This window comes from Blastococcus sp. CCUG 61487 (genome assembly GCF_005222955.1).
In the GTDB taxonomy this organism is placed as follows: domain Bacteria; phylum Actinomycetota; class Actinomycetes; order Mycobacteriales; family Geodermatophilaceae; genus Blastococcus.
This window is the reverse complement of the sequence record NZ_LWUA01000238.1, coordinates 1-17,041: the sequence shown is the minus strand read 5'-3', so window position 1 is coordinate 17,041 and position 17,041 is coordinate 1. Positions and strand designations below refer to the sequence as shown.

Below are 17,041 nucleotides of genomic sequence, written 5' to 3'. Positions count from 1 at the left end.
GGCGGTGGCAGGGGCGTCGGCAGGGGTGTCGTCGCGGCCGCGGCGGCTGCCCGCCACCCGCGGGCGCGGACTCGGGCGCCCCGGACCGCCCGCGCGGCTGCGGGGCGTGGGGCGCGGCCGGCTCTCGGACTCCTCGGTCATCGTCGGCTCACCGCCCCGAGATCCCGGTCAGCAGCCAGCGGTCGTCGACCTTCTCCAGGGTCACCTGGATGCGGGACTTCTCGATCGTCGGCCGCGGGTCGACGGCGTTCTGGCTCGTCGCCTGGATGAGCAGCATGACGGTCGCGGTCTCCTCGTCGGCCTGGGTGACGCCCGCCCCGATGACCTCCGTGTTGGCGACCACCTGGTACTCGGTGATCCGCTCCCGCCCGGCCTCGAGCTCGGCCACGGCCTGCTCGGTGAAGTCGCCGGTCGTGACGCGGCGGATCTGCTCCAGGTCGTCGTCGAGGGTCAGGTGGTCGAAGGTGGCGATGTCCACGACGCCCGATCGCGCCGCCTGCAGCGCCGCGGCGTAGTCCCCGGTGCTGACGGCGGAGTCCTCCTGCCGGGTGGCCCACAGGTACACCACCGCGCCGACGAGCAGCACGAGGAGGACGGCGAGGACCGGCACCAGCGGGAGGCTGAGCCGCCTGCGGCTGCGCCCGGCGTCCTCGCCCGTCCCGTCACCGACGGCGGTGGGCACGTCTCCCTCCTCCCCGCGCGTCCGCGCCTCCATGTCCGTCGTCACTCGCGTCATCCTCTCCAACTCGTCCGGCCGGTCCCCGCAGGCGTGCCGCGGTCAGCCCGTCACGGTGGCGAAGGGCGTGGCGCCGAGGAGCCCGTGCAGGATGTCCGACAGGCCGCCGGGCAACCCGGGCAGGCCACCGGGCGGTGCGGGCAGGCCGCCGCCCGGCGTCTCCCCGGGTGCGCCGGCCCCGCGGCCGCCGTCGCGCCCGATGTTCTGCTCGCCGCGGATGTTGCTGCCGCTCTCGTCCACGGAGTCGCCGGGGTTCGGGTCGACGCCGTCGACGACGTCGCACCGGACCGCGTCGACGTCGACGTTCTCGACCGCGCTCTGGGTGGGGGTGCTCGAGCTCGGCACGTAGCCGGAGACGCAGGCGTGCGGCGCCTGCGGGTTGAGCACGAAGCCGAAGTGCGAGCGCAGCACCCCGTCGGCGTCCCGGCGGACGACGGTGAACCCACCGGTGACGACGTCGGGATAGGTGATCAGCATCTGCCGGACGCCGTCGAGCCGCGGGATCGTGACGCCGTTGAGGATGTCGAGGTTGCGCACCAGCGACCCCAGTCCCGGGCCCGCCTGGTCGACGAGGTCCTGCAGCCCCTGCGCGGCGTCCGGGGCGTTGACCACGATCTCGCGCAGGTCGGGGTCCATCTCCACGAGCGTGTCGCTGACCAGTCGCAGGTCCGACGCCCACTGCCGGATCGCCGAGCGGCTGTCGCGCTGGGTGTCCAACACCGTCTGCGCGTCGACGATGAGGTCCAGGGTCTGCGGCAGGGACTCCTGGGCGCGGGCCAGGAGCAGGTCACCGTTGTCGATGAGCCGGCCCAGGTCCTCCCCCGCGCCCTCGAACGCGCGACCGAGCTCCTCGACCACGATCCGCAGGTTCTCCTCGTCGATCGAGCCCACGAGCCCGTCGAGGTGGAGCAGCATCTGCTCGACCGGCACCGGGATGCTGGTGCGCTCCTGGGGGATCACCGCGCCGTCCTCGAGGTACGGCTCGCCGTCCCCGTTGGGCCGGAGGTTGACGTACTGCTCCCCCACCGCGCTGCGGGTGGCGACCAGCGCCTGGGTGTCGACGGGGATCGGCTCGGCACCCCTGTCGATCCGCATGGTGACGCGGACGCCGTCGTCGACCAGCTGCATGTCGGTCACCCGGCCGACGGCGACCCCGCGGTAGGTGACCTCGGCGTTGACGAAGATGCCGCCGGAGTCCTCGAAGTCCGCGGACACCTCGTAGCTGCCACCCAGCAGGATGCGGTCCAGGCCCACGTATGTGAAGCCGAGGTAGGCCATCCCGAGGACGGCGAGCGTCGCGAAGGCGGCCAGCTTCAACCGGGTGCTGCGCGTGATCACGGGACCACCTCACCCAGGTTCAGCGTGCCCACCGGACCCGTGGGCAGGCCGGACTCCGGCGCCTGCTCGAGGACCCGGCCACCGAGCTGCTCGAGCAGCGAGAAGCCTCCCGGCGACGGCGCCGTGGCGGCGGTCGAGGGATCGCCCGCACCGCCTCCCGCCGTCCCGGGCGGGCCGGTCTCGGTGCCGCACCTGCCCTGCGCGATGGCTTCCTGGAGCGGCAGCTGGACCAGCGCGCCGACCTGGTCGATGACGTATCGGCACAGCAGCTGGGTCAGGTCGAGGTTCACCGTCGCGGTCATGTTGGCGAACATCGCGACGCCGCCGGACTGCGCCTGGCGGTAGTTCAGCGCGGTCAGCGAGCTGTCGGGGAAGGGATAGGTCAACATCAGCTCCAGCGCCTCGGCGAGGTCCGGTCCGGCCGCGGCGAGCTGGGTGAGGATCGGCTGGAGCAGCCGCAGGTCCTCGATCGTGTTGGCCCCCGCCTGGTTGATGATGCGGGTACCCACGTCACCGAGGCGGGCCAGCCCGTCCAGCATCGAGACCAGCAGCGCCCGCTGCTCGTTGATGACGTCGAGACCGGGCCCGATCGTGTCCAGCGCGTTCTCGATCGTCGCGGTCCGCGCGGCCAGCGTCCCGGCCAGCTCGTCCGCCCTGTCGAGGGCCCGGTTGATCTCCGCCCGCTGGGCGTCCAGGCCGCCGATGAAGGTGTCGAGCTGGTCCAGCGTCGCCTTGATCTCGTCCTCCCGGCCCTCCAGCGCGTCCCCGAGCTCGCGGTTGATCGTCTGCAGCTGGGTGAGCCCTCCGCCGTTGAGCACCAGCGACAGCGCGCCGAGCAGCTCCTCCACCTCGACGTTGCGGTTGGTGCGGTCGAGGGTGATCCGCGCGTCGTCCTCGAGGCGGCCCCGCGGCGGCTCGTTGCCCGGAGGAGCCAGCTCGACGAACTTCTCGCCCAGGAGCGAGGTCTGCTGGATCGCCGCGACCGCGTTGGCGGGCAGCTCGACGTCGCCGTTGACGGTGATGGTCACGACCGCCGTCCAGTTCTCCTCGTCGAGCTCGATCGCGTCCACCCGGCCGACGGGCACGTCGGCGACGCGGACACCCGACTGCGGCACGAGGTCGAGCACGTCGAGGAACTCCACCTCGACGGTGTACGGGTCGTCGCCGACGTCGGCGCCGCCCGGCAGGCTGATCGACGACGCCCCCCGGAAGCCGCAGCCGCCGAGCAGCAGGACGCCCGCCGCGAGGGCCGCGGCGCGCTGCGCCGGCCGGTTCACGGTGCACCCACCGGGAGGAGCCCGGGCAGGAGACCGCCGCCGCCGCCGCCACCGCCGCCGCCGCCGATGGCCTGGCGCAGCTCCTCGTAGTCGGGGATGCCGTTGCCGTTGAGGTCGTCCAGGCTGCCGTCGGCGTTGGCGTCGCCGGAGAGCAGCCGGGCGCAGATCTCGTTGACGCCGTCCCTGATCGGCGCCGTCGGGTCGGGCAGCGGCAGCGGCAGGTCGGCCGCCAGGTCGACGCGTCCGATCTGGGCCAGCGCGCCGCAGACGAGCACCTCCGCGTTGAGCGAGGTCACCCCGTTGTCGCGGGTGTCCAGGGTGCCCCAGTCGGGGTTGTAGGCGCGCGCGAGGTTGCCCAGCGCCGCCGGTGCCACGTCCAGCGCCTCCGCGAGCTTGGCCCGCTGCTGCACCAGGACGAGGGTGACGTCGGCCAGCCGGTTGACGTTGGTCGTCAGCAGCGCGGTGTTGTCCCGCACGAACCCGGCCACCTGCCCGAGCGCGTCGCTGAGCAGGGCCACGGCCTCCTGCAGGTCCGTCCGCTCCTCGGCGAGCAGCCGGCTCACCGCGGCCATGTTCTGGTTGAACTGGCCGACCTGGGCGTCGATCGTGGCCAGCGCCGAGGTGAACGCCTGCAGGTTGTCCAGGGAGTCGAACAGCTGGTCGCGGTTCTCCGACAACGTCTCGACGGCCTGGGAGAACCCGGTGAGCGTGCGGTTGAGCGCCTCGCCGTTGCCGTCGAGGTTCGCCGCACCGACGTCGACCAGGTCCGACAGCGCGCCGTCGGCGTTGGCCCCGTTGGGCCCGAGGGCCTGAGACAGCTCGTCGAGGGCGCCGTACACGGCGTCGAGCTCCACCGGGATCGCGGTGCGGTCCAGCGGCACCTCCGCGCCGTCCTCCATCGTGGGTCCGCCGTCGTACACCGGCGAGAACTGCACGTAGCGGTCCGACACCAGGGAGGGCGCCAGGACGATCGCGTTGGCGTCGGCCGGGATGTCGTAGTCCTCGTCGATGCTCATGTCGACGCGCACCCTGTCGCCCAGCGGTACGACGTCCTCGACCGAGCCGATCGCGATGCCGAGCACCCGGACGTCCGAGCCCGGGTAGAGGCCGACGGTCTCGGTGAACCACGCGGTCACCCGGTACTGGCCGACCGGGCGCAGGATGGTCCAGCCCAGGGCGAGCAGCAGGATCAGGGCCGCGCCGATCGCCACCCCGCGCTGCAGGGACCCGCTCATCACTGGCCTCCCGGGGCGCAGCCGGTGACCGGGGTCTCGGCCGCGGTGCAGACGGCCGCTCCGACCACGGTCGGGATCAGGTCGTTGACGAAGCTGTCGAACCAGCGACCGGTGCCCAGCGCGTTGGTGAACACCCGCACGAACGGCGCGAGCTCGTCGACGGTCTCGGCCAGGGCGGCGCGGTTGCGCGACAGGATGTCGGTCACCCGGGACAGCTGCTGCAGCGCGGGGGTGAGCACCTCGCGGTTGTCGGCCACCAGGCCGGACAGCTGCCGGGCGAGCTCCTGGGTGTTGGTCAGGATGGAGTCGATGAGATCCCGGCGCTCCTGCACCTCGGTGAGCAGCGTGTTGGAGTCCAGGATCAGCTGGGTGAACTCGCCGTTGCGGTCGGCCAGCACCTGCGTGACGTCGCGGGTCGCCGTCAGCAGCTGCCGGAGCTCGGCGTCGCGGGAGGCGATCGTGTCCGACAGGCGGGCCAGCCCCTCCAGGGAGGCGCGCACCTCCTCGGGGGTCTCGGAGAAGGTCTCCGCCAGCACCTCGAAGCTCGCCGCCAGCTGACCGGTGTCGATCTCCTGCACGGTGGACGACAGGTCGGCGAAGGCCTCGACGACGTCGTAGGGCGAGGCCGTGCGCTCCAGCGGGATGCGCTCGTCGGGGTCCAGCGGTTCGGCGCCGCGGGGGACGAGGGCCACGTACTTGGCGCCGAGGACCGTCTCGATCTTGATCGCCGCCTCCGACCTGTCGCCGACGAAGGTGTCCTTGATGCGGAGCTCGACGGTCACCGCGCCGTCCTCCAGGGACATGCCTTCGACCGAGCCCACCTTCACCCCGGCGACCCGCACGGCGTCGTCGGGCTTGAGGCCGGCGGCCTCGGAGAACTGCGCCTTGTACACCGTCCCCCCACCGATGATCGGCAGCGACTGGGCGTTGAACGCCAGGTACACCAGGACGGCGATCACGGTCAGGCTGATCGCCCCGATGACCACGGGGTTCTTGTCGCGGAAGTTCGACGACCTCGCCATCAGCCACACCCCTCCGCGCCGCTGTCGAACTCGAAGGTCTGGGCGAGCGGCGCCTGCGTCGGGGTCCCCGGGAGGACGACGGTGCCGCCGGCGCTGCACATGAAGAAGTTGAACCAGCTGCCGTTGATGGCCGTGCGCGTGATCAGCTTGAGCTTGACGGGAGCCGTCTGCATCGCCGTCTCGAGCAGGTCGCCGGTGTCCCCCAGGTTGGTCGACAGGTCGCCCAGCGCCTGGATGTCCGCGGTCAGCGGTGCCCGAGCGTCGGCGAGGAAGTCGCTGGTCGACACGGCCAGCTGGTCGATCGTCTCCAGCGAGTCGAAGATCGCCTCGCTGTCGCCGGCCAGGCCGGTGACGAACTGCTGGAGGCTCACCACGAGGTCCGACAGCTGCTGGTCCCGCGCGGCGAGGGTGTCCATCACCGTCGTCAGGTTGTCGATGACGCTGCCGATCACCGCGTCGCGGTCGGCCAGGCTGTTGGTCAGCGAGGCCACGTGCGCCAGGAGGCTCTCCACGGTGCCGCCCTCGCCCTGGAACACCTGGATGATCTCGAAGGAGACCCGGTTGACGTCGGCCGGCGACAGGGCCTGCAGCAACGGCTGGAAGCCGCCGAAGAGCACCGTGAGGTCCAGGGCGTTGGTGGTCTGCTCTAGCGGGATCACCGCACCCTCCTCCAGGGTGCTGCCGGCCGAGCCCTCGCCCTCGGTGAGCGCGATGTACCGCTGCCCGACGAGGTTCCGGAAGCGGATCGTCGCCTCGACCTTGGCCGGCAGCGGCACGTCGGCGTCGACCTCGAGCTCCACCTCGGCGACGGGCCGGTCGGTCGCGTCCTCCAGGCCGATGCCGACGACCTGCCCGACGCGGACACCCGCGATGCGCACCTCGTCGCCCTCCACCAGTCCGGCGACGTCGCTGAAGTGGGCCCGGTAGGACACTTGCTCGCCGTAGCCGGCGTTGGTGATGGTCGCGACCAGCGCGTAGGACGCCATGATCGTCACCAGGGCGAAGGCGGCCAGCTTCGTCAGCGGGCCGGCCAGCCCGCGCAGCTTGTCCCTCATCGCAGCATCACGGTCTTCCCCCGCAGGAGAGGGGCCAGGGCGGCCGCTCCGATGTCCGAGACGTCGTCGGGGTCGCCGCCGGACCGGTAGGCCAGGAGGCCCTTCACGAACTCGAGTTCGGCCGTCGAGCCCGCCAACTGGTCGGGTAGCGAGGTGCCGGCGCTCCCTGGCCGGTTCCCCGGCACGTTCTCCGGGTTCCCGCCGTCGTCGGCGCCTCCCGCGTAGCAGACGGGCTCGTCGCGCAGCTCGCTCTCCGGGCTCTCGATGCCGTCCAGCGGCGGGTAGGGGCAGTAGAACTCCCCGGCCGCGGCCTGGGCGATCTCGGCGTCGATGTCGTCCAGTCCGCGGCAGTCCGGCCCCGCGGTGTCGGCGTAGACCGGCTGGTCGCCGGGCGCGTAGCCGTTGCGCGAGGGGACGGTGAACACGATGTTGAGGTTCAGCGCCGGGTCGCCGTCGCCGCCGAACGTCTCGCTGATCAGCGGCTTGGAGCGGGCCAGCCCCTCGAGCAGGCAGGGGTACACCGGCGAGTACTCGGCGAGCAGGCCCAACACCGGCCGCGAGGTCTCGGCGAGCGAGATGAGGTTGCGCTCGTTGCGCTCGAGGAAGCCGGCCGTCACGTTCGCGGAGCTGGCGCCGACGGTGAACGTCCGGCGCAGCTGCTCGGCCTGGTCGACCACCGTCGTGTTCGTGATCGCGAGGTTGTCCAGGACGGCGAGCAGGTCGTCGGCCGCGCCTTCGTAGGTCTCGGCGAAGTCGGCGAGCCCCGAGATGTCGGCCTGCAGCTCCGGCAGGACGGTGTTGAGCTCCCCGACGTACTGGCCCACGCTGGCCAGGTTGGCGCCGAGGTCGTCCCCTCGTCCGCGGAGCGCGTCGGCGACCGCCCCGAGGGTGAAGGCGAGGTCGTCGGGGTGGACCGCCTGGAGCAGCGGCAGCGTGTTGTCGATGACCCGCTGCAGCTCGATGGCGTTCTCGCTGCGGTCCTGGCCGATCACGTCGCCGTCCGCCAGCCGCTCCTGGGACGGCTCCTCGGGCAGCTCCAGCGAGACGTAGCGCTCGCCGAAGAGGGTCTTGGGCAGCAGCCGCGCCGTCACGTCGGCCGGGATCTGCTCGAGGTGGTCGGGGTCGAGCGCGAGGGTGAGCGTGGCACCGTCGGCGTCGCCCTCCACCTCGCGGACCTCACCGACGATCACGCCGCGGACCTTGACGTCGGACGCCGGTTGCAGCTGGCTGCCGGCCGTCTCGGTCTCCAGCGTCACCATCGCCACGTCGGCGAACACCTTGTTGTACTGCGCGATCGAGAGCCCGACCAGCAGGGCCAGGACCACCAGGAAGGCGACGCCCTGGAGCCGCCGACGGATCGTTCTGCTCATCGCCGTGTCACCCCGCGATCCGCACTGTCGTCGTCGAGCCCCAGATGGCCAGGGACAGGAACAGGTCGATGATGTTGATCGCCACGATCGAGAAGCGCACCGCACGGCCGACCGCCATGCCCACGCCCGCGGGGCCGCCGCTGGCCCGGTAGCCGTAGTAGCAGTGGGTCAGGATCACCACGACGGCGAACACGCACACCTTGAGGAACGACCACAGCACGTCCTCCGGTGGGAGGAAGAGGTTGAAGTAGTGGTCGTAGGTGCCGCCCGACTGGCCGTACGCCTGGGTGGCGATCAGCCGGGTGGCGAAGTAGCTGGTCAGCAGGCCGAGCACGTAGAGCGGGATGACGGCGACGAAGCCGGCGATGATCCGCGTGGTGACCAGGAACGGCAGCGAGGGCACGCCCATGACCTCGAGCGCGTCGATCTCCTCGTTGATCCGCATGGCGCCGATCTGGGCGGTGAAGCCGCACCCGACCGTGGCCGACAGCGCCACCCCGGCGACCAGCGGGGCGATCTCCCGGGTGTTGAAGTAGGCGGAGAGGAAGCCGGTGAAGGCCGACGTCCCGAGCTGGTCGAGAGCGGCGTAGCCCTGCAGGCCGACCGCGGAGCCGGTGAAGAACGCCAGCGCCGCGATGACGCCGACAGTGCCGCCGATGACCGCCAGCGCGCCGCTGCCGAAGGTGACCTCGGAGAGCAGCCGCAGCGTCTCGCGCTTGTACCGGCGCAGCGTGCGCGGGGTCCAGGCCAGCGCTCGCGCGTAGAACGACATCTGGTCGCCGAGGTCCTCGAGCGTGTCCATCGGCCGCTTGTAGACCAGGCGGACGACGCGTCGCGTGCCGACCTTGATCCGGTCCACCGGGGAGAGCAGTGCCATGTCACTGCCCCTTCGGTGGGACGAGCTGGAAGTAGATCGCGGTCATCACGAAGTTCACGGCGAACAGCAGGATGAAGGTGATGACCACGGACTGGTTCACCGCGTCGCCGACGCCCTTGGGTCCCCCTCCGGCGTTGAGCCCCTTGTACGAGGCGACGATCCCGGCGATCAACCCGAAGACCAGCGCCTTGATCTCCGAGGCCCAGAAGTCCTCGATCTGCGCGAGCGCGCTGAACGACGCCAGGTAGGCGCCGGGCGTGCCGCCCTGGAGGACGACGTTGAAGAAGTAGCCGCCGGCGGTGCCGACGACGCTGACCAGGCCGTTGAGCAGGACGGCGACGAGCATCGCGGCGAGCACCCGGGGCACGACGAGGCGCTGGATCGGGCTGATGCCCAGGACCTCCATCGCGTCGATCTCGTCGCGGATCTTCCGGGCGCCCAGGTCCGCGCAGATCGCCGAGCCTCCGGCACCGGCGATGAGCAGCGCGGTGACGATCGGGCTGGCCTCGCGCACGACCGCGAGCACCGAGGCCGAGCCGCTGAACGACTGCGCGCCGAGCTGGCGGGTCAGCGAGCCGAGCTGGAGGGCGATGACGGCGCCGAACGGGATGGCGACGAGCGCGGTCGGGATGATCGTGACGCTGGCGACGAACCAGGCCTGCTGGATGAACTCGCGCAGCTGGAACGGCCGCTTGGGCAGCGCCTTGAGGACGTCGAGCGCGAAGGCGAAGAGATTGCCGCTGGCCGCCAGCGGGCGCGTCGGCGAGAACTTGCCGTCCAGCAGCCCGGGGGCCTTCGGCTCCTCGGTCGCCGTCACGCGCCACCGCCCTGCCGGGGCAGCGTGGCGGTCGCGGTGGCACCGGTCTGGTCGGCGTCGGGCGCCCAGTGCCGCCCGCCCTGGCCGCGGGTGGGCGCGAAGGTGCCGGAGTCGGCCATCGCCAGCAGGTCCTCGGGCAGGGACTTGCGGATCGCCGCCTGGGTCTCCTCGTCGAACTCGTGCAGCATCCGGGCCACGCGCTCCTGCCGACGCCGCTCGGCCTTGCGCTCGGGCAGGCCCTCGGTCGGGGTCAGCTGCGGCGGGACGGCGTCCCCACCGGTGGCGCCCTTCGGGCCGACGCCGTTGTGGGCGTCGCCGCCGCGCGCCTCGAGCTCCTTCATCTCCGCCTCGACCTGGGCGACGTCCTTCTCCTCGCTCATGCCGATCGGGCCCTCGCGGCGACCGTTGAGGAACTGGCGGACGACGGGCTCGTTCGAGGTCAGCAGCTGCTCGCGGGGGCCGAACATCACCAGGTTGCGGCGGAACAGCAGGCCCAGGTTGTCCGGCACCGTCCGGGCGGTCCCGATGTCGTGCGTGACGATGAGGAAGGTGGCGTCGATCTGCGCGTTGAGGTCGACGATCAGCTGGTTGAGGTAGGCCACGCGGACCGGGTCGAGGCCGGAGTCCGGCTCGTCGAACAGGATGATCTCCGGGTCCAGGACCAACGCCCGGGCGAGGCCCGCGCGCTTGCGCATCCCGCCGGAGATCTCCCCCGGCAGCTTGGACTCGGCGCCCTGCAGGCCGACCATGTCCATCTTCTCGAGGACGATGGACCTGATCTCCGCCTCGCTCTTCTTGGTGTGCTCGCGCAGCGGGAAGGCGATGTTGTCGAAGAGCGTCATCGACCCGAACAGCGCGCCGTCCTGGAAGAGGACGCCGAACAGCTTCCGGATCTCGTAGAGCCGGTGCTCGCTCGTGCGGACGATGTCGGTGTCGTTGATGACGATCGAGCCGCGCTCGGGCTTGAGCAGTCCGACGAGGGACTTGAGGAACACCGACTTGCCGGTGCCCGAGGGGCCGAGGAGCACCGAGATCTCCCCCGGGGGCAGGGTCAGGGTGACATCGCTCCAGATGTTCTGGCTCCCGAACGACTTGGTCAGCCCTTCGACCTCGACTGCGACGCCCACGACTCCTGCCCTCCGCTCCGGCTGCGCTGCCGGTCCCCGCCCCGCCGCATCGGCAGGCCCCGGCAGTGTGCGGCCTCGCCGCCGAACCCGCATCTGGACGGCGACGTCCGCTTCACTACTGGGCAGTAACGACCAGCCGGCGGAGAGGTTACGTGCGTCACCCGCTGCCGGTGACCCAGCTCTCCCGGATGGCTGAAGCCCGGGACGCCTATGTCACCTGGCCGGAGGAACGCCACAGGGGCCGCCCCTCCCGGAGGAGGGACGGCCCCTGTGCGGCGACGCCGCGAGGCGACGCCATGGAACGGCCCCGGCGTAGGGACCCGGCCCGAGCGGAGCGAGGGCTGGGGGGCGCCGGGGTCCTTTACTTGACGGTGACGGTGGCGCCGGCGCCCTCGAGGGCTTCCTTCGCCTTGTCAGCGGCGTCCTTGGCGACCTTCTCCAGGACCGGCTTCGGCGCGTTGTCGACCAGGTCCTTGGCCTCCTTGAGGCCGAGCGAGGTCAGGCCGCGCACCTCCTTGATGACCTGGATCTTCTTGTCACCGGCGCTCTCGAGGATGACGTCGAACTCGTCCTGCTCGGCAGCGGCCTCGCCGCCACCGCCACCGCCACCGGCGCCACCGGCGGCCGGGGCGGCCGCGACGGCCACGGGGGCAGCCGCGGTGACCTCGAAGGTCTCCTCGAACTGCTTCACGAAGTCGGACAGCTCGAGGAGGGTCATCTCCTTGAACGCGTCGAGCAGCTCCGCACTGGAAAGCTTGGCCATGTCTGTCTCCTTGTGGGTCAGGCGTCGCCGGCCGCGTCGTCCGCGGCAGCGTCGGTCGTGTCGGTGTCGGTCGTGGTGTCAGCAGCAGCGCTGTCGTCGGTGGCGGGAGCGGCGGCCTCGGCCGGGGCGTCGGCGGCCTTCTTCTCCTGCAGGGCGGCGGCGAGGCGGGCGACCTGGGACAGCGGGGCCTGGAAGAGCCCGGCAGCCTTGGTCAGGTTGCCCTTCATGGCGCCGGCCAGCTTGGCCAGCAGCACGTCACGGGGCTCGACGTCGGCGAGGCGGGTGACCTCGGAGGCGTCGACCGTGCGTCCGTCGACCACGCCGCCCTTGACGACGAGCAGCGGGTTGGCCTTCGCGAAGTCGCGGAGGGCCTTGGCGCCCTCGACCGGGTCGCCCTCGAGGAAGGCGATCGCGGTCGGGCCGTTGAGCAGCGGGGCCAGGTCGCCGTAGCCGACCTCGTCCGCTGCCCGCTTCGTCAGGGTGTTCTTGACGACGGCGTAGCTGCTGCCCGCACCGAGGGAACGGCGCAGCTCGGTCAGCTGCGCCACGGTCAGCCCGCGGTACTCGGTGAGCACCGCCGCACTCGAATTCTGGAACCGCTGGGAGATCTCATCGATCGCCGCGGCCTTCGCCTGCGTGGGCATGGGCCTCCTCTCGTCTGTCGGGCGACCACTGGCCTCTCGCGCGAACGCGGGCGATCGGGTGCCCCGGAGACGAGGAACGCCCCGGCGCAGGCGCACGGGGCGATGGGCGGGATGCGCGCAGCACGTGCTGCAGCCTGCCTGTCGAACCGTCCTCCTGCGCGGGCCGCCCGGGTGGATCCGGGACCTTCGATCGCACGCGGACGTGCGACGACCAGCGGTCGTGGGGGGAACGGCGACCACAGTACGCGATACGACGACGGCCCCGCCGCGCGGGTGCGCAGCGGGGCCGTCCTCCCTCACCGTTCCGGCACGTCCCTCACGGTCGACCGCGAGGGAGGAGCCATGACGATCAGGTCAGCTGATCATCACGCCGTGGGCTCGTCGGCCAGCAGGTTGCGGGTGCGGTTCGGGTCGACCGGGATGCCGGGGCCCATGGTCGTGGAGATCGTGACCTTCTTGACGTAGCGGCCCTTCGCCGACGACGGCTTGGCCCGCAGCACCTCGTCGAGGGCGGCCGCGTAGTTCTCCACCAGCTTCTCCTGGTCGAAGGACGCCTTGCCGATCACCAGGTGCAGGTTGGCCTGCTTGTCGACGCGGAAGTTGATCTTCCCGCCCTTGATGTCGTTGACCGCCTTGGTGACGTCGGGCGTCACGGTGCCGGTCTTCGGGTTCGGCATCAGGCCACGGGGGCCGAGGATGCGGGCGATGCGGCCGACCTTGGCCATCTGGTCGGGGGTCGCGATCGCCGCGTCGAAGTCCAGGAAACCGCCCTGGATGCGCTCGATCAGGTCGTCCGAGCCGACGACGTCGGCGCCGGCGGCCTCGGCCTCGGCGGCCTTGTCACCGGTCGCGAACACGATGACGCGGGCGGTCTTGCCGGTGCCGTGGGGCAGGTTGACCGTGCCGCGGACCATCTGGTCGGCCTTGCGCGGGTCGACGCCCAGGCGCATCGCGACCTCGACGGTGGCGTCGTAGGACGTCGTCGACGTCTCCTTGGCCAGGGCAGCGGCCTGGAGCGGGGTGTACAGGTTGTCGCGGTCGACCTTCTCGGCCACTGCGCGGAACTTCTTGCCGTGCTTCGCCATGGTGGTTCCTCTCCGGGAGCTGGCGCCCCGGTCGTGTGGTGTACGGGCCGGCGAAGGCCCTCCCACGGGTGGTGGAGTCGCGGGCGACTAGCCCGTGACGGTGATGCCCATCGACCGGGCGGTGCCGGCGATGATCCGCTCGGCCTGGTCGAGGTCGTTGGCGTTGAGGTCGGCCATCTTGGTGGTGGCGATCTCGCGGACCTGGTCCCGGGTGACCGAGGCGACCTTCGTCTTGTGCGGCTCGCCCGACCCCTTGTCGACGCCGGCGGCCTTGAGCAGCATGCGCGCGGCCGGCGGGGTCTTGGTGACGAAGGTGAACGAGCGGTCCTCGTAGACCGAGATCTCGACCGGGATCACGTTGCCGCGCTGCGACTCCGTGGCGGCGTTGTACGCCTTGCAGAACTCCATGATGTTGACGCCGTGCTGGCCCAGCGCCGGACCCACGGGCGGTGCGGGGGTGGCCGCACCGGCGTTGATCTGGAGCTTGATGACCGCGGTCAACCGCTTCCTGGGGGGCATGACTTCCTTCTATCGGTGGTGGATCAGCTGGCGCCGTTGAGCGACTAGAGCTTGCTGACCTGGTTGAACGACAGCTCGACGGGCGTCTCGCGGCCGAAGATGGAGACCAGGACCTGCAGCTTCTGCTGCTCGGCGTTGATCTCGTTGATGGTGGCGGGCAGGGTGGCGAACGGCCCGTCCATGACGGTGACCGACTCGCCGACCTCGAAGTCCACGAGCGCAGCGGGCGCGGCGGCGGCCGGAGCGGCCTCGCCTCCGGCGGCGCGGGCGGCCTGCGGGCTGGTCGGCGGGACGAGGATCTTCACGACCTCGTCCAGAGTGAGCGGCGACGGCTTGGAGGTGGCGCCCACGAAGCCGGTGACGCCGGGGGTGTTGCGGACCGCGCCCCACGACTCGTCGTTGAGCTCCATCCGCACCAGCAGGTAGCCGGGCAGCACCTTGCGGTTGACCTGCGCGCGCTTGCCGTTCTTGATCTCGGTGACCTCCTCGGTGGGCACCTCGATCTGGTAGATGTAGTCCTCCACGTCGAGGGACTGGATGCGCGCCTCGAGGTTGGTCTTCACCTTGTTCTCGTAGCCGGCGTAGCTGTGCACGACGTACCAGTCGCCGGGCGCCAGCCGCAGCGCCTTCTTCATCGCCTCGGCCGGGTCCTCCTCGGCGTCCTCGGCGGGAGCGACCGCGTCCGAGCTCTCCGCCGGAGCGGCGAGCGGGTCGGCCGCCAGGGTGTCGGGGTCGCCGGTCTCGATCTCCGGAGTGACGTCGGCGGCCTCGGTGTCGGTGGCCATGGCGGCGGTGTCGCTGGAGCCCTCGGCAGAACCGGGCTCGCCGAGGCCGGTCTCGACGTCGGCGGTGCCGCGCTCCTCGAAGCGGGCGTCGTCCAGGTCGGTGCCTTCGACCGCGTTCTCGGTCTCGAAGGGCTCGCGGGGGTCGGTCACAGGTTCTCTTCCTTCATGGGGTGGGGGCGTGCGCGGGCGGAGGTCAGCCGAAGACGGCGATCACGCCCCGGGAGAAGACCAGGTCCATGCCGGCCACCAGCGCGACCATGAAGGCCACGAAGACGATCACCACGGTCGTGTAGGTGATCAGCTCGCGGCGGCCGGGCCAGATCACCTTGCGGAGTTCGGCGACGACCTCGCGCAGGAAGCGGGCGACGGAGCGCTTCTGCCTGATCTCCTCGGCCCGCGCCCGCTCGGCCGCGGCCCGCGAGCGGGTCCCGCCGGCGTCACGGCCCGCCGGGCGGGAGGCCGACCGCGCCGCACGCCGTCCGGCGGCGGGCTCGTCGTCCGCGTCGTCGTCGGCGGTGATCCGCCCACGGCGACGGCGGCCCGGCGATGCGACGACCTTGTCCTCCTGGCCGGATGCCTCGGCGGCGACCTCGTCCTCGGCGGCCTCCAGCTCCGCGGCGTCGTCGACGCCGGGTGCCTCGCGGTCGAGCTGCTCGTCGGTCAGCTCGGCGTCGGACACGTCGGGACGGTCGTCCTCGCGTTCCGGCTTCTCGCTCACTGCGCCTCGCTCGCCTCGTGGTGGTCGCCGTCCCCTGCGGGGGCGGTCGGTGGTCGGCCGTGCCTGGTCACTGCGGTGGCAGGGGTGACAGGACTTGAACCTGCAGCCTGCGGTTTTGGAGACCGCTGCTCTGCCAATTGAGCTACACCCCTTGACGGACCCCGTCCTCCCCACCCTTCGCACGCTCAGGATGGGACCCGGGACGGGGCCACGGAACGGTCCGCCTCGCCATGGCAGCGCCCGGCCTCAGGAGATTCCGGGGCACGCCGGTGGCGGGGTCAGCTGCCCCAGGTCGGCCAGTGTACGGGACCGGGCCTCGACGGAGCCAACCTCCTGTCGAGGCCGGTGCCGGCGCCGCTCCGGCACATCGACTCGGTACCGACGCGCCGTCTTTGACACGATGTTCCTATGCCCGCCCACCCCATGCCCCCCGGCTCCCTTGACTCGTCCGCCCCGTCCGCCGAGTTCCCCCGCGTCTCCCAGCGGTGCGCCGGGATCGCCGAGTCGGCGACCCTGGCCGTCGACGCGAAGGCGAAGGCGCTGAAGGCCGCCGGCAAGCCGGTGATCGGCTTCGGCGCCGGCGAGCCGGACTTCCCGACGCCGGACTACATCGTCGAGGCGGCCGTCGCCGCGGCCCGGAACCCCGCGATGCACCGCTACACCCCGGCCGGCGGGCTGCCCGCGCTCAAGGACGCCATCGTCGCCAAGACCGCCCGCGACTCCGGCCTCGAGGTGACCGCCGCCCAGGTGCTGGTCACCAACGGCGGGAAGCAGGCGGTCTACCAGGCGTTCGCCTCCCTGCTCGACCCGGGCGACGAGGTGCTGCTGCCCGCGCCGTACTGGACCACCTACCCGGAGGCGATCCGGCTGGCCGGCGGCGTCCCCGTGCCCGTGGTGGCCGACGAGCAGAGCGGCTACCTCGTCTCGGCGGCGCAGCTCGAGGCCGCTCGGACGCCGCGCACCAAGGTGCTGCTGTTCTGCTCGCCGTCCAACCCCACCGGCGCGGTCTACCCGCGCGAGCAGGTGGAGGAGATCGGCCGCTGGGCGCACGAGGCCGGCCTGTGGGTGCTCACCGACGAGATCTACGAGCACCTGACCTACGGCGGGGTCACCGCGCCGTCGATGCCGGTGGTCGTCCCCGAGCTCGCCGACCGCTGCGTCGTGGTGAACGGCGTGGCGAAGACCTACGCGATGACCGGCTGGCGGGTGGGCTGGATGCTCGGGCCCACCGACGTCGTCAAGGCGGCGACCAACCTGCAGTCCCACGCCACGTCGAACGTCGCCAACGTGTCGCAGGCCGCCGCCGTCGCCGCGCTGAACGGTGACCTCTCCGCCGTCGCCACGATGCGGGAGGCGTTCGACCGGCGGCGCAGGACGATCGTCTCGATGCTGCGGGAGATCCCCGGCGTCGCCTGCCCGGAGCCGCAGGGGGCGTTCTACGTCTACCCGTCGGTGAAGGGGCTCCTGGGCCGGCCGATCGGGGGCCGGACGGCCGAGACCAGCGTCGAGCTCGCCGAGCTGATCCTGGAGCAGGCCGAGGTCGCCGTCGTCCCGGGCGAGGCCTTCGGCACCCCCGGCTACCTGCGGCTGTCCTACGCCCTCGGCGACGAGGATCTGGTGGAGGGCGTCAGCCGCATGCAGCGGCTGTTCGCCTAGGGCGTGTCTCCTAACCG

Annotated in this window: 17 protein-coding genes and 1 tRNA gene; 1 reads left to right on the top strand and 17 read right to left on the bottom strand. The window is 71.6% G+C overall.

Annotated elements, in window-relative coordinates; translation table 11 throughout:
- Positions 1 to 148: 148 nt before the first annotated feature.
- The 17 genes from A6V29_RS13785 to A6V29_RS13705 form a co-directional block, all read right to left on the bottom strand.
- Positions 149 to 682 carry an Rv1363c family protein gene (locus A6V29_RS13785; RefSeq protein ID WP_137160822.1) on the bottom strand — a complete coding sequence of 178 codons (534 nt, stop codon included), beginning with the start codon at positions 680 to 682 and terminating at the stop codon, positions 149 to 151.
- Positions 683 to 778: 96 nt separating this feature from the next.
- Positions 779 to 2,074, bottom strand: a complete 1,296-nt coding sequence (locus A6V29_RS13780; RefSeq protein WP_137160821.1) for an MlaD family protein — start codon at positions 2,072 to 2,074, stop codon at positions 779 to 781.
- A complete protein-coding gene (locus A6V29_RS13775) occupies positions 2,071 to 3,351 on the bottom strand; it encodes an MCE family protein (RefSeq protein WP_137160820.1) in 1,281 nt (426 codons plus the stop codon). Before A6V29_RS13775 ends, A6V29_RS13780 begins: the two co-directional genes overlap by 4 nt.
- Positions 3,348 to 4,586 (bottom strand): MCE family protein, encoded by a 1,239-nt coding sequence (locus tag A6V29_RS13770; RefSeq protein WP_137160819.1) that lies wholly within the window; start codon positions 4,584 to 4,586, stop codon positions 3,348 to 3,350. Before A6V29_RS13770 ends, A6V29_RS13775 begins: the two co-directional genes overlap by 4 nt.
- Entirely contained in the window at positions 4,586 to 5,608 is a 1,023-nt protein-coding gene (locus A6V29_RS13765) for an MCE family protein (protein ID WP_137160818.1), read from the bottom strand. The genes A6V29_RS13770 and A6V29_RS13765 overlap by 1 nt, the downstream gene beginning before the upstream one ends.
- The gene (locus A6V29_RS13760) at positions 5,608 to 6,663 is read right to left on the bottom strand and encodes an MCE family protein (RefSeq protein ID WP_137160817.1); all 1,056 of its coding nucleotides are present in this window, start codon (positions 6,661 to 6,663) and stop codon (positions 5,608 to 5,610) included. The genes A6V29_RS13765 and A6V29_RS13760 overlap by 1 nt, the downstream gene beginning before the upstream one ends.
- Positions 6,660 to 8,033, bottom strand: a complete 1,374-nt coding sequence (locus tag A6V29_RS13755; RefSeq protein ID WP_137160816.1) for an MCE family protein — start codon at positions 8,031 to 8,033, stop codon at positions 6,660 to 6,662. Before A6V29_RS13755 ends, A6V29_RS13760 begins: the two co-directional genes overlap by 4 nt.
- Before the next feature lie 7 nt (positions 8,034 to 8,040).
- Positions 8,041 to 8,910, bottom strand: a complete 870-nt coding sequence (locus A6V29_RS13750) for an MlaE family ABC transporter permease (RefSeq protein ID WP_137160815.1) — start codon at positions 8,908 to 8,910, stop codon at positions 8,041 to 8,043.
- 1 nt (position 8,911) lies between these two features.
- Positions 8,912 to 9,727 carry an MlaE family ABC transporter permease gene (locus tag A6V29_RS13745; protein ID WP_249933222.1) on the bottom strand — a complete coding sequence of 272 codons (816 nt, stop codon included), beginning with the start codon at positions 9,725 to 9,727 and terminating at the stop codon, positions 8,912 to 8,914.
- Positions 9,724 to 10,854 carry an ABC transporter ATP-binding protein gene (locus A6V29_RS13740; RefSeq protein ID WP_170977868.1) on the bottom strand — a complete coding sequence of 377 codons (1,131 nt, stop codon included), beginning with the start codon at positions 10,852 to 10,854 and terminating at the stop codon, positions 9,724 to 9,726. Before A6V29_RS13740 ends, A6V29_RS13745 begins: the two co-directional genes overlap by 4 nt.
- Positions 10,855 to 11,215: 361 nt before the next feature.
- Positions 11,216 to 11,617, bottom strand: coding sequence for a 50S ribosomal protein L7/L12 (gene rplL / locus A6V29_RS13735; protein ID WP_137160813.1), 402 nt, complete (start codon positions 11,615 to 11,617; stop codon positions 11,216 to 11,218).
- A 17-nt stretch (positions 11,618 to 11,634) separates the two neighbouring features.
- Positions 11,635 to 12,261, bottom strand: a complete 627-nt coding sequence (gene rplJ / locus A6V29_RS13730; protein WP_137160812.1) for a 50S ribosomal protein L10 — start codon at positions 12,259 to 12,261, stop codon at positions 11,635 to 11,637.
- Between the two features lie 365 nt (positions 12,262 to 12,626).
- A complete protein-coding gene (gene rplA / locus A6V29_RS13725; RefSeq protein WP_137160811.1) occupies positions 12,627 to 13,346 on the bottom strand; it encodes a 50S ribosomal protein L1 in 720 nt (239 codons plus the stop codon).
- An 87-nt stretch (positions 13,347 to 13,433) separates the two neighbouring features.
- Entirely contained in the window at positions 13,434 to 13,865 is a 432-nt protein-coding gene (gene rplK, locus A6V29_RS13720) for a 50S ribosomal protein L11 (RefSeq protein ID WP_137160810.1), read from the bottom strand.
- Between the two features lie 44 nt (positions 13,866 to 13,909).
- Complete coding sequence (nusG, locus tag A6V29_RS13715; protein ID WP_212719379.1) at positions 13,910 to 14,800, bottom strand: transcription termination/antitermination protein NusG; 891 nt, start codon at positions 14,798 to 14,800, stop codon at positions 13,910 to 13,912.
- A gap of 43 nt (positions 14,801 to 14,843) precedes the next feature.
- Entirely contained in the window at positions 14,844 to 15,368 is a 525-nt protein-coding gene (gene secE, locus A6V29_RS13710) for a preprotein translocase subunit SecE (RefSeq protein ID WP_137160809.1), read from the bottom strand.
- A 76-nt stretch (positions 15,369 to 15,444) separates the two neighbouring features.
- Positions 15,445 to 15,520: transfer RNA gene (locus A6V29_RS13705), tRNA-Trp, on the bottom strand.
- A gap of 256 nt (positions 15,521 to 15,776) precedes the next feature.
- Between A6V29_RS13705 and A6V29_RS13700 the strand changes: the two genes are divergently transcribed.
- Positions 15,777 to 17,024: a pyridoxal phosphate-dependent aminotransferase gene (locus tag A6V29_RS13700; protein WP_249933221.1), complete on the top strand. Its 1,248-nt coding sequence runs from the start codon at positions 15,777 to 15,779 to the stop codon at positions 17,022 to 17,024.
- Positions 17,025 to 17,041 lie beyond the last annotated feature (17 nt).

Excerpts from the sequence above, each read along its gene's own strand:
- A6V29_RS13770 (WP_137160819.1), bottom strand. The coding sequence starts at position 4,586 with ATGAGCGGGTCCCTGCAGCGCGGGGTGGCGATCGGCGCGGCCCTGATC.
- A6V29_RS13765 (WP_137160818.1), bottom strand. The coding sequence starts at position 5,608 with ATGGCGAGGTCGTCGAACTTCCGCGACAAGAACCCCGTGGTCATCGGG.
- A6V29_RS13760 (WP_137160817.1), bottom strand. The coding sequence starts at position 6,663 with ATGAGGGACAAGCTGCGCGGGCTGGCCGGCCCGCTGACGAAGCTGGCC.
- A6V29_RS13755 (WP_137160816.1), bottom strand. The coding sequence starts at position 8,033 with ATGAGCAGAACGATCCGTCGGCGGCTCCAGGGCGTCGCCTTCCTGGTG.
- A6V29_RS13750 (WP_137160815.1), bottom strand. The coding sequence starts at position 8,910 with ATGGCACTGCTCTCCCCGGTGGACCGGATCAAGGTCGGCACGCGACGC.
- rplL (WP_137160813.1), bottom strand. The coding sequence starts at position 11,617 with ATGGCCAAGCTTTCCAGTGCGGAGCTGCTCGACGCGTTCAAGGAGATG.
- rplJ (WP_137160812.1), bottom strand. The coding sequence starts at position 12,261 with ATGCCCACGCAGGCGAAGGCCGCGGCGATCGATGAGATCTCCCAGCGG.
- rplA (WP_137160811.1), bottom strand. The coding sequence starts at position 13,346 with ATGGCGAAGCACGGCAAGAAGTTCCGCGCAGTGGCCGAGAAGGTCGAC.
- rplK (WP_137160810.1), bottom strand. The coding sequence starts at position 13,865 with ATGCCCCCCAGGAAGCGGTTGACCGCGGTCATCAAGCTCCAGATCAAC.
- A6V29_RS13700 (WP_249933221.1), top strand. The coding sequence starts at position 15,777 with ATGCCCGCCCACCCCATGCCCCCCGGCTCCCTTGACTCGTCCGCCCCG.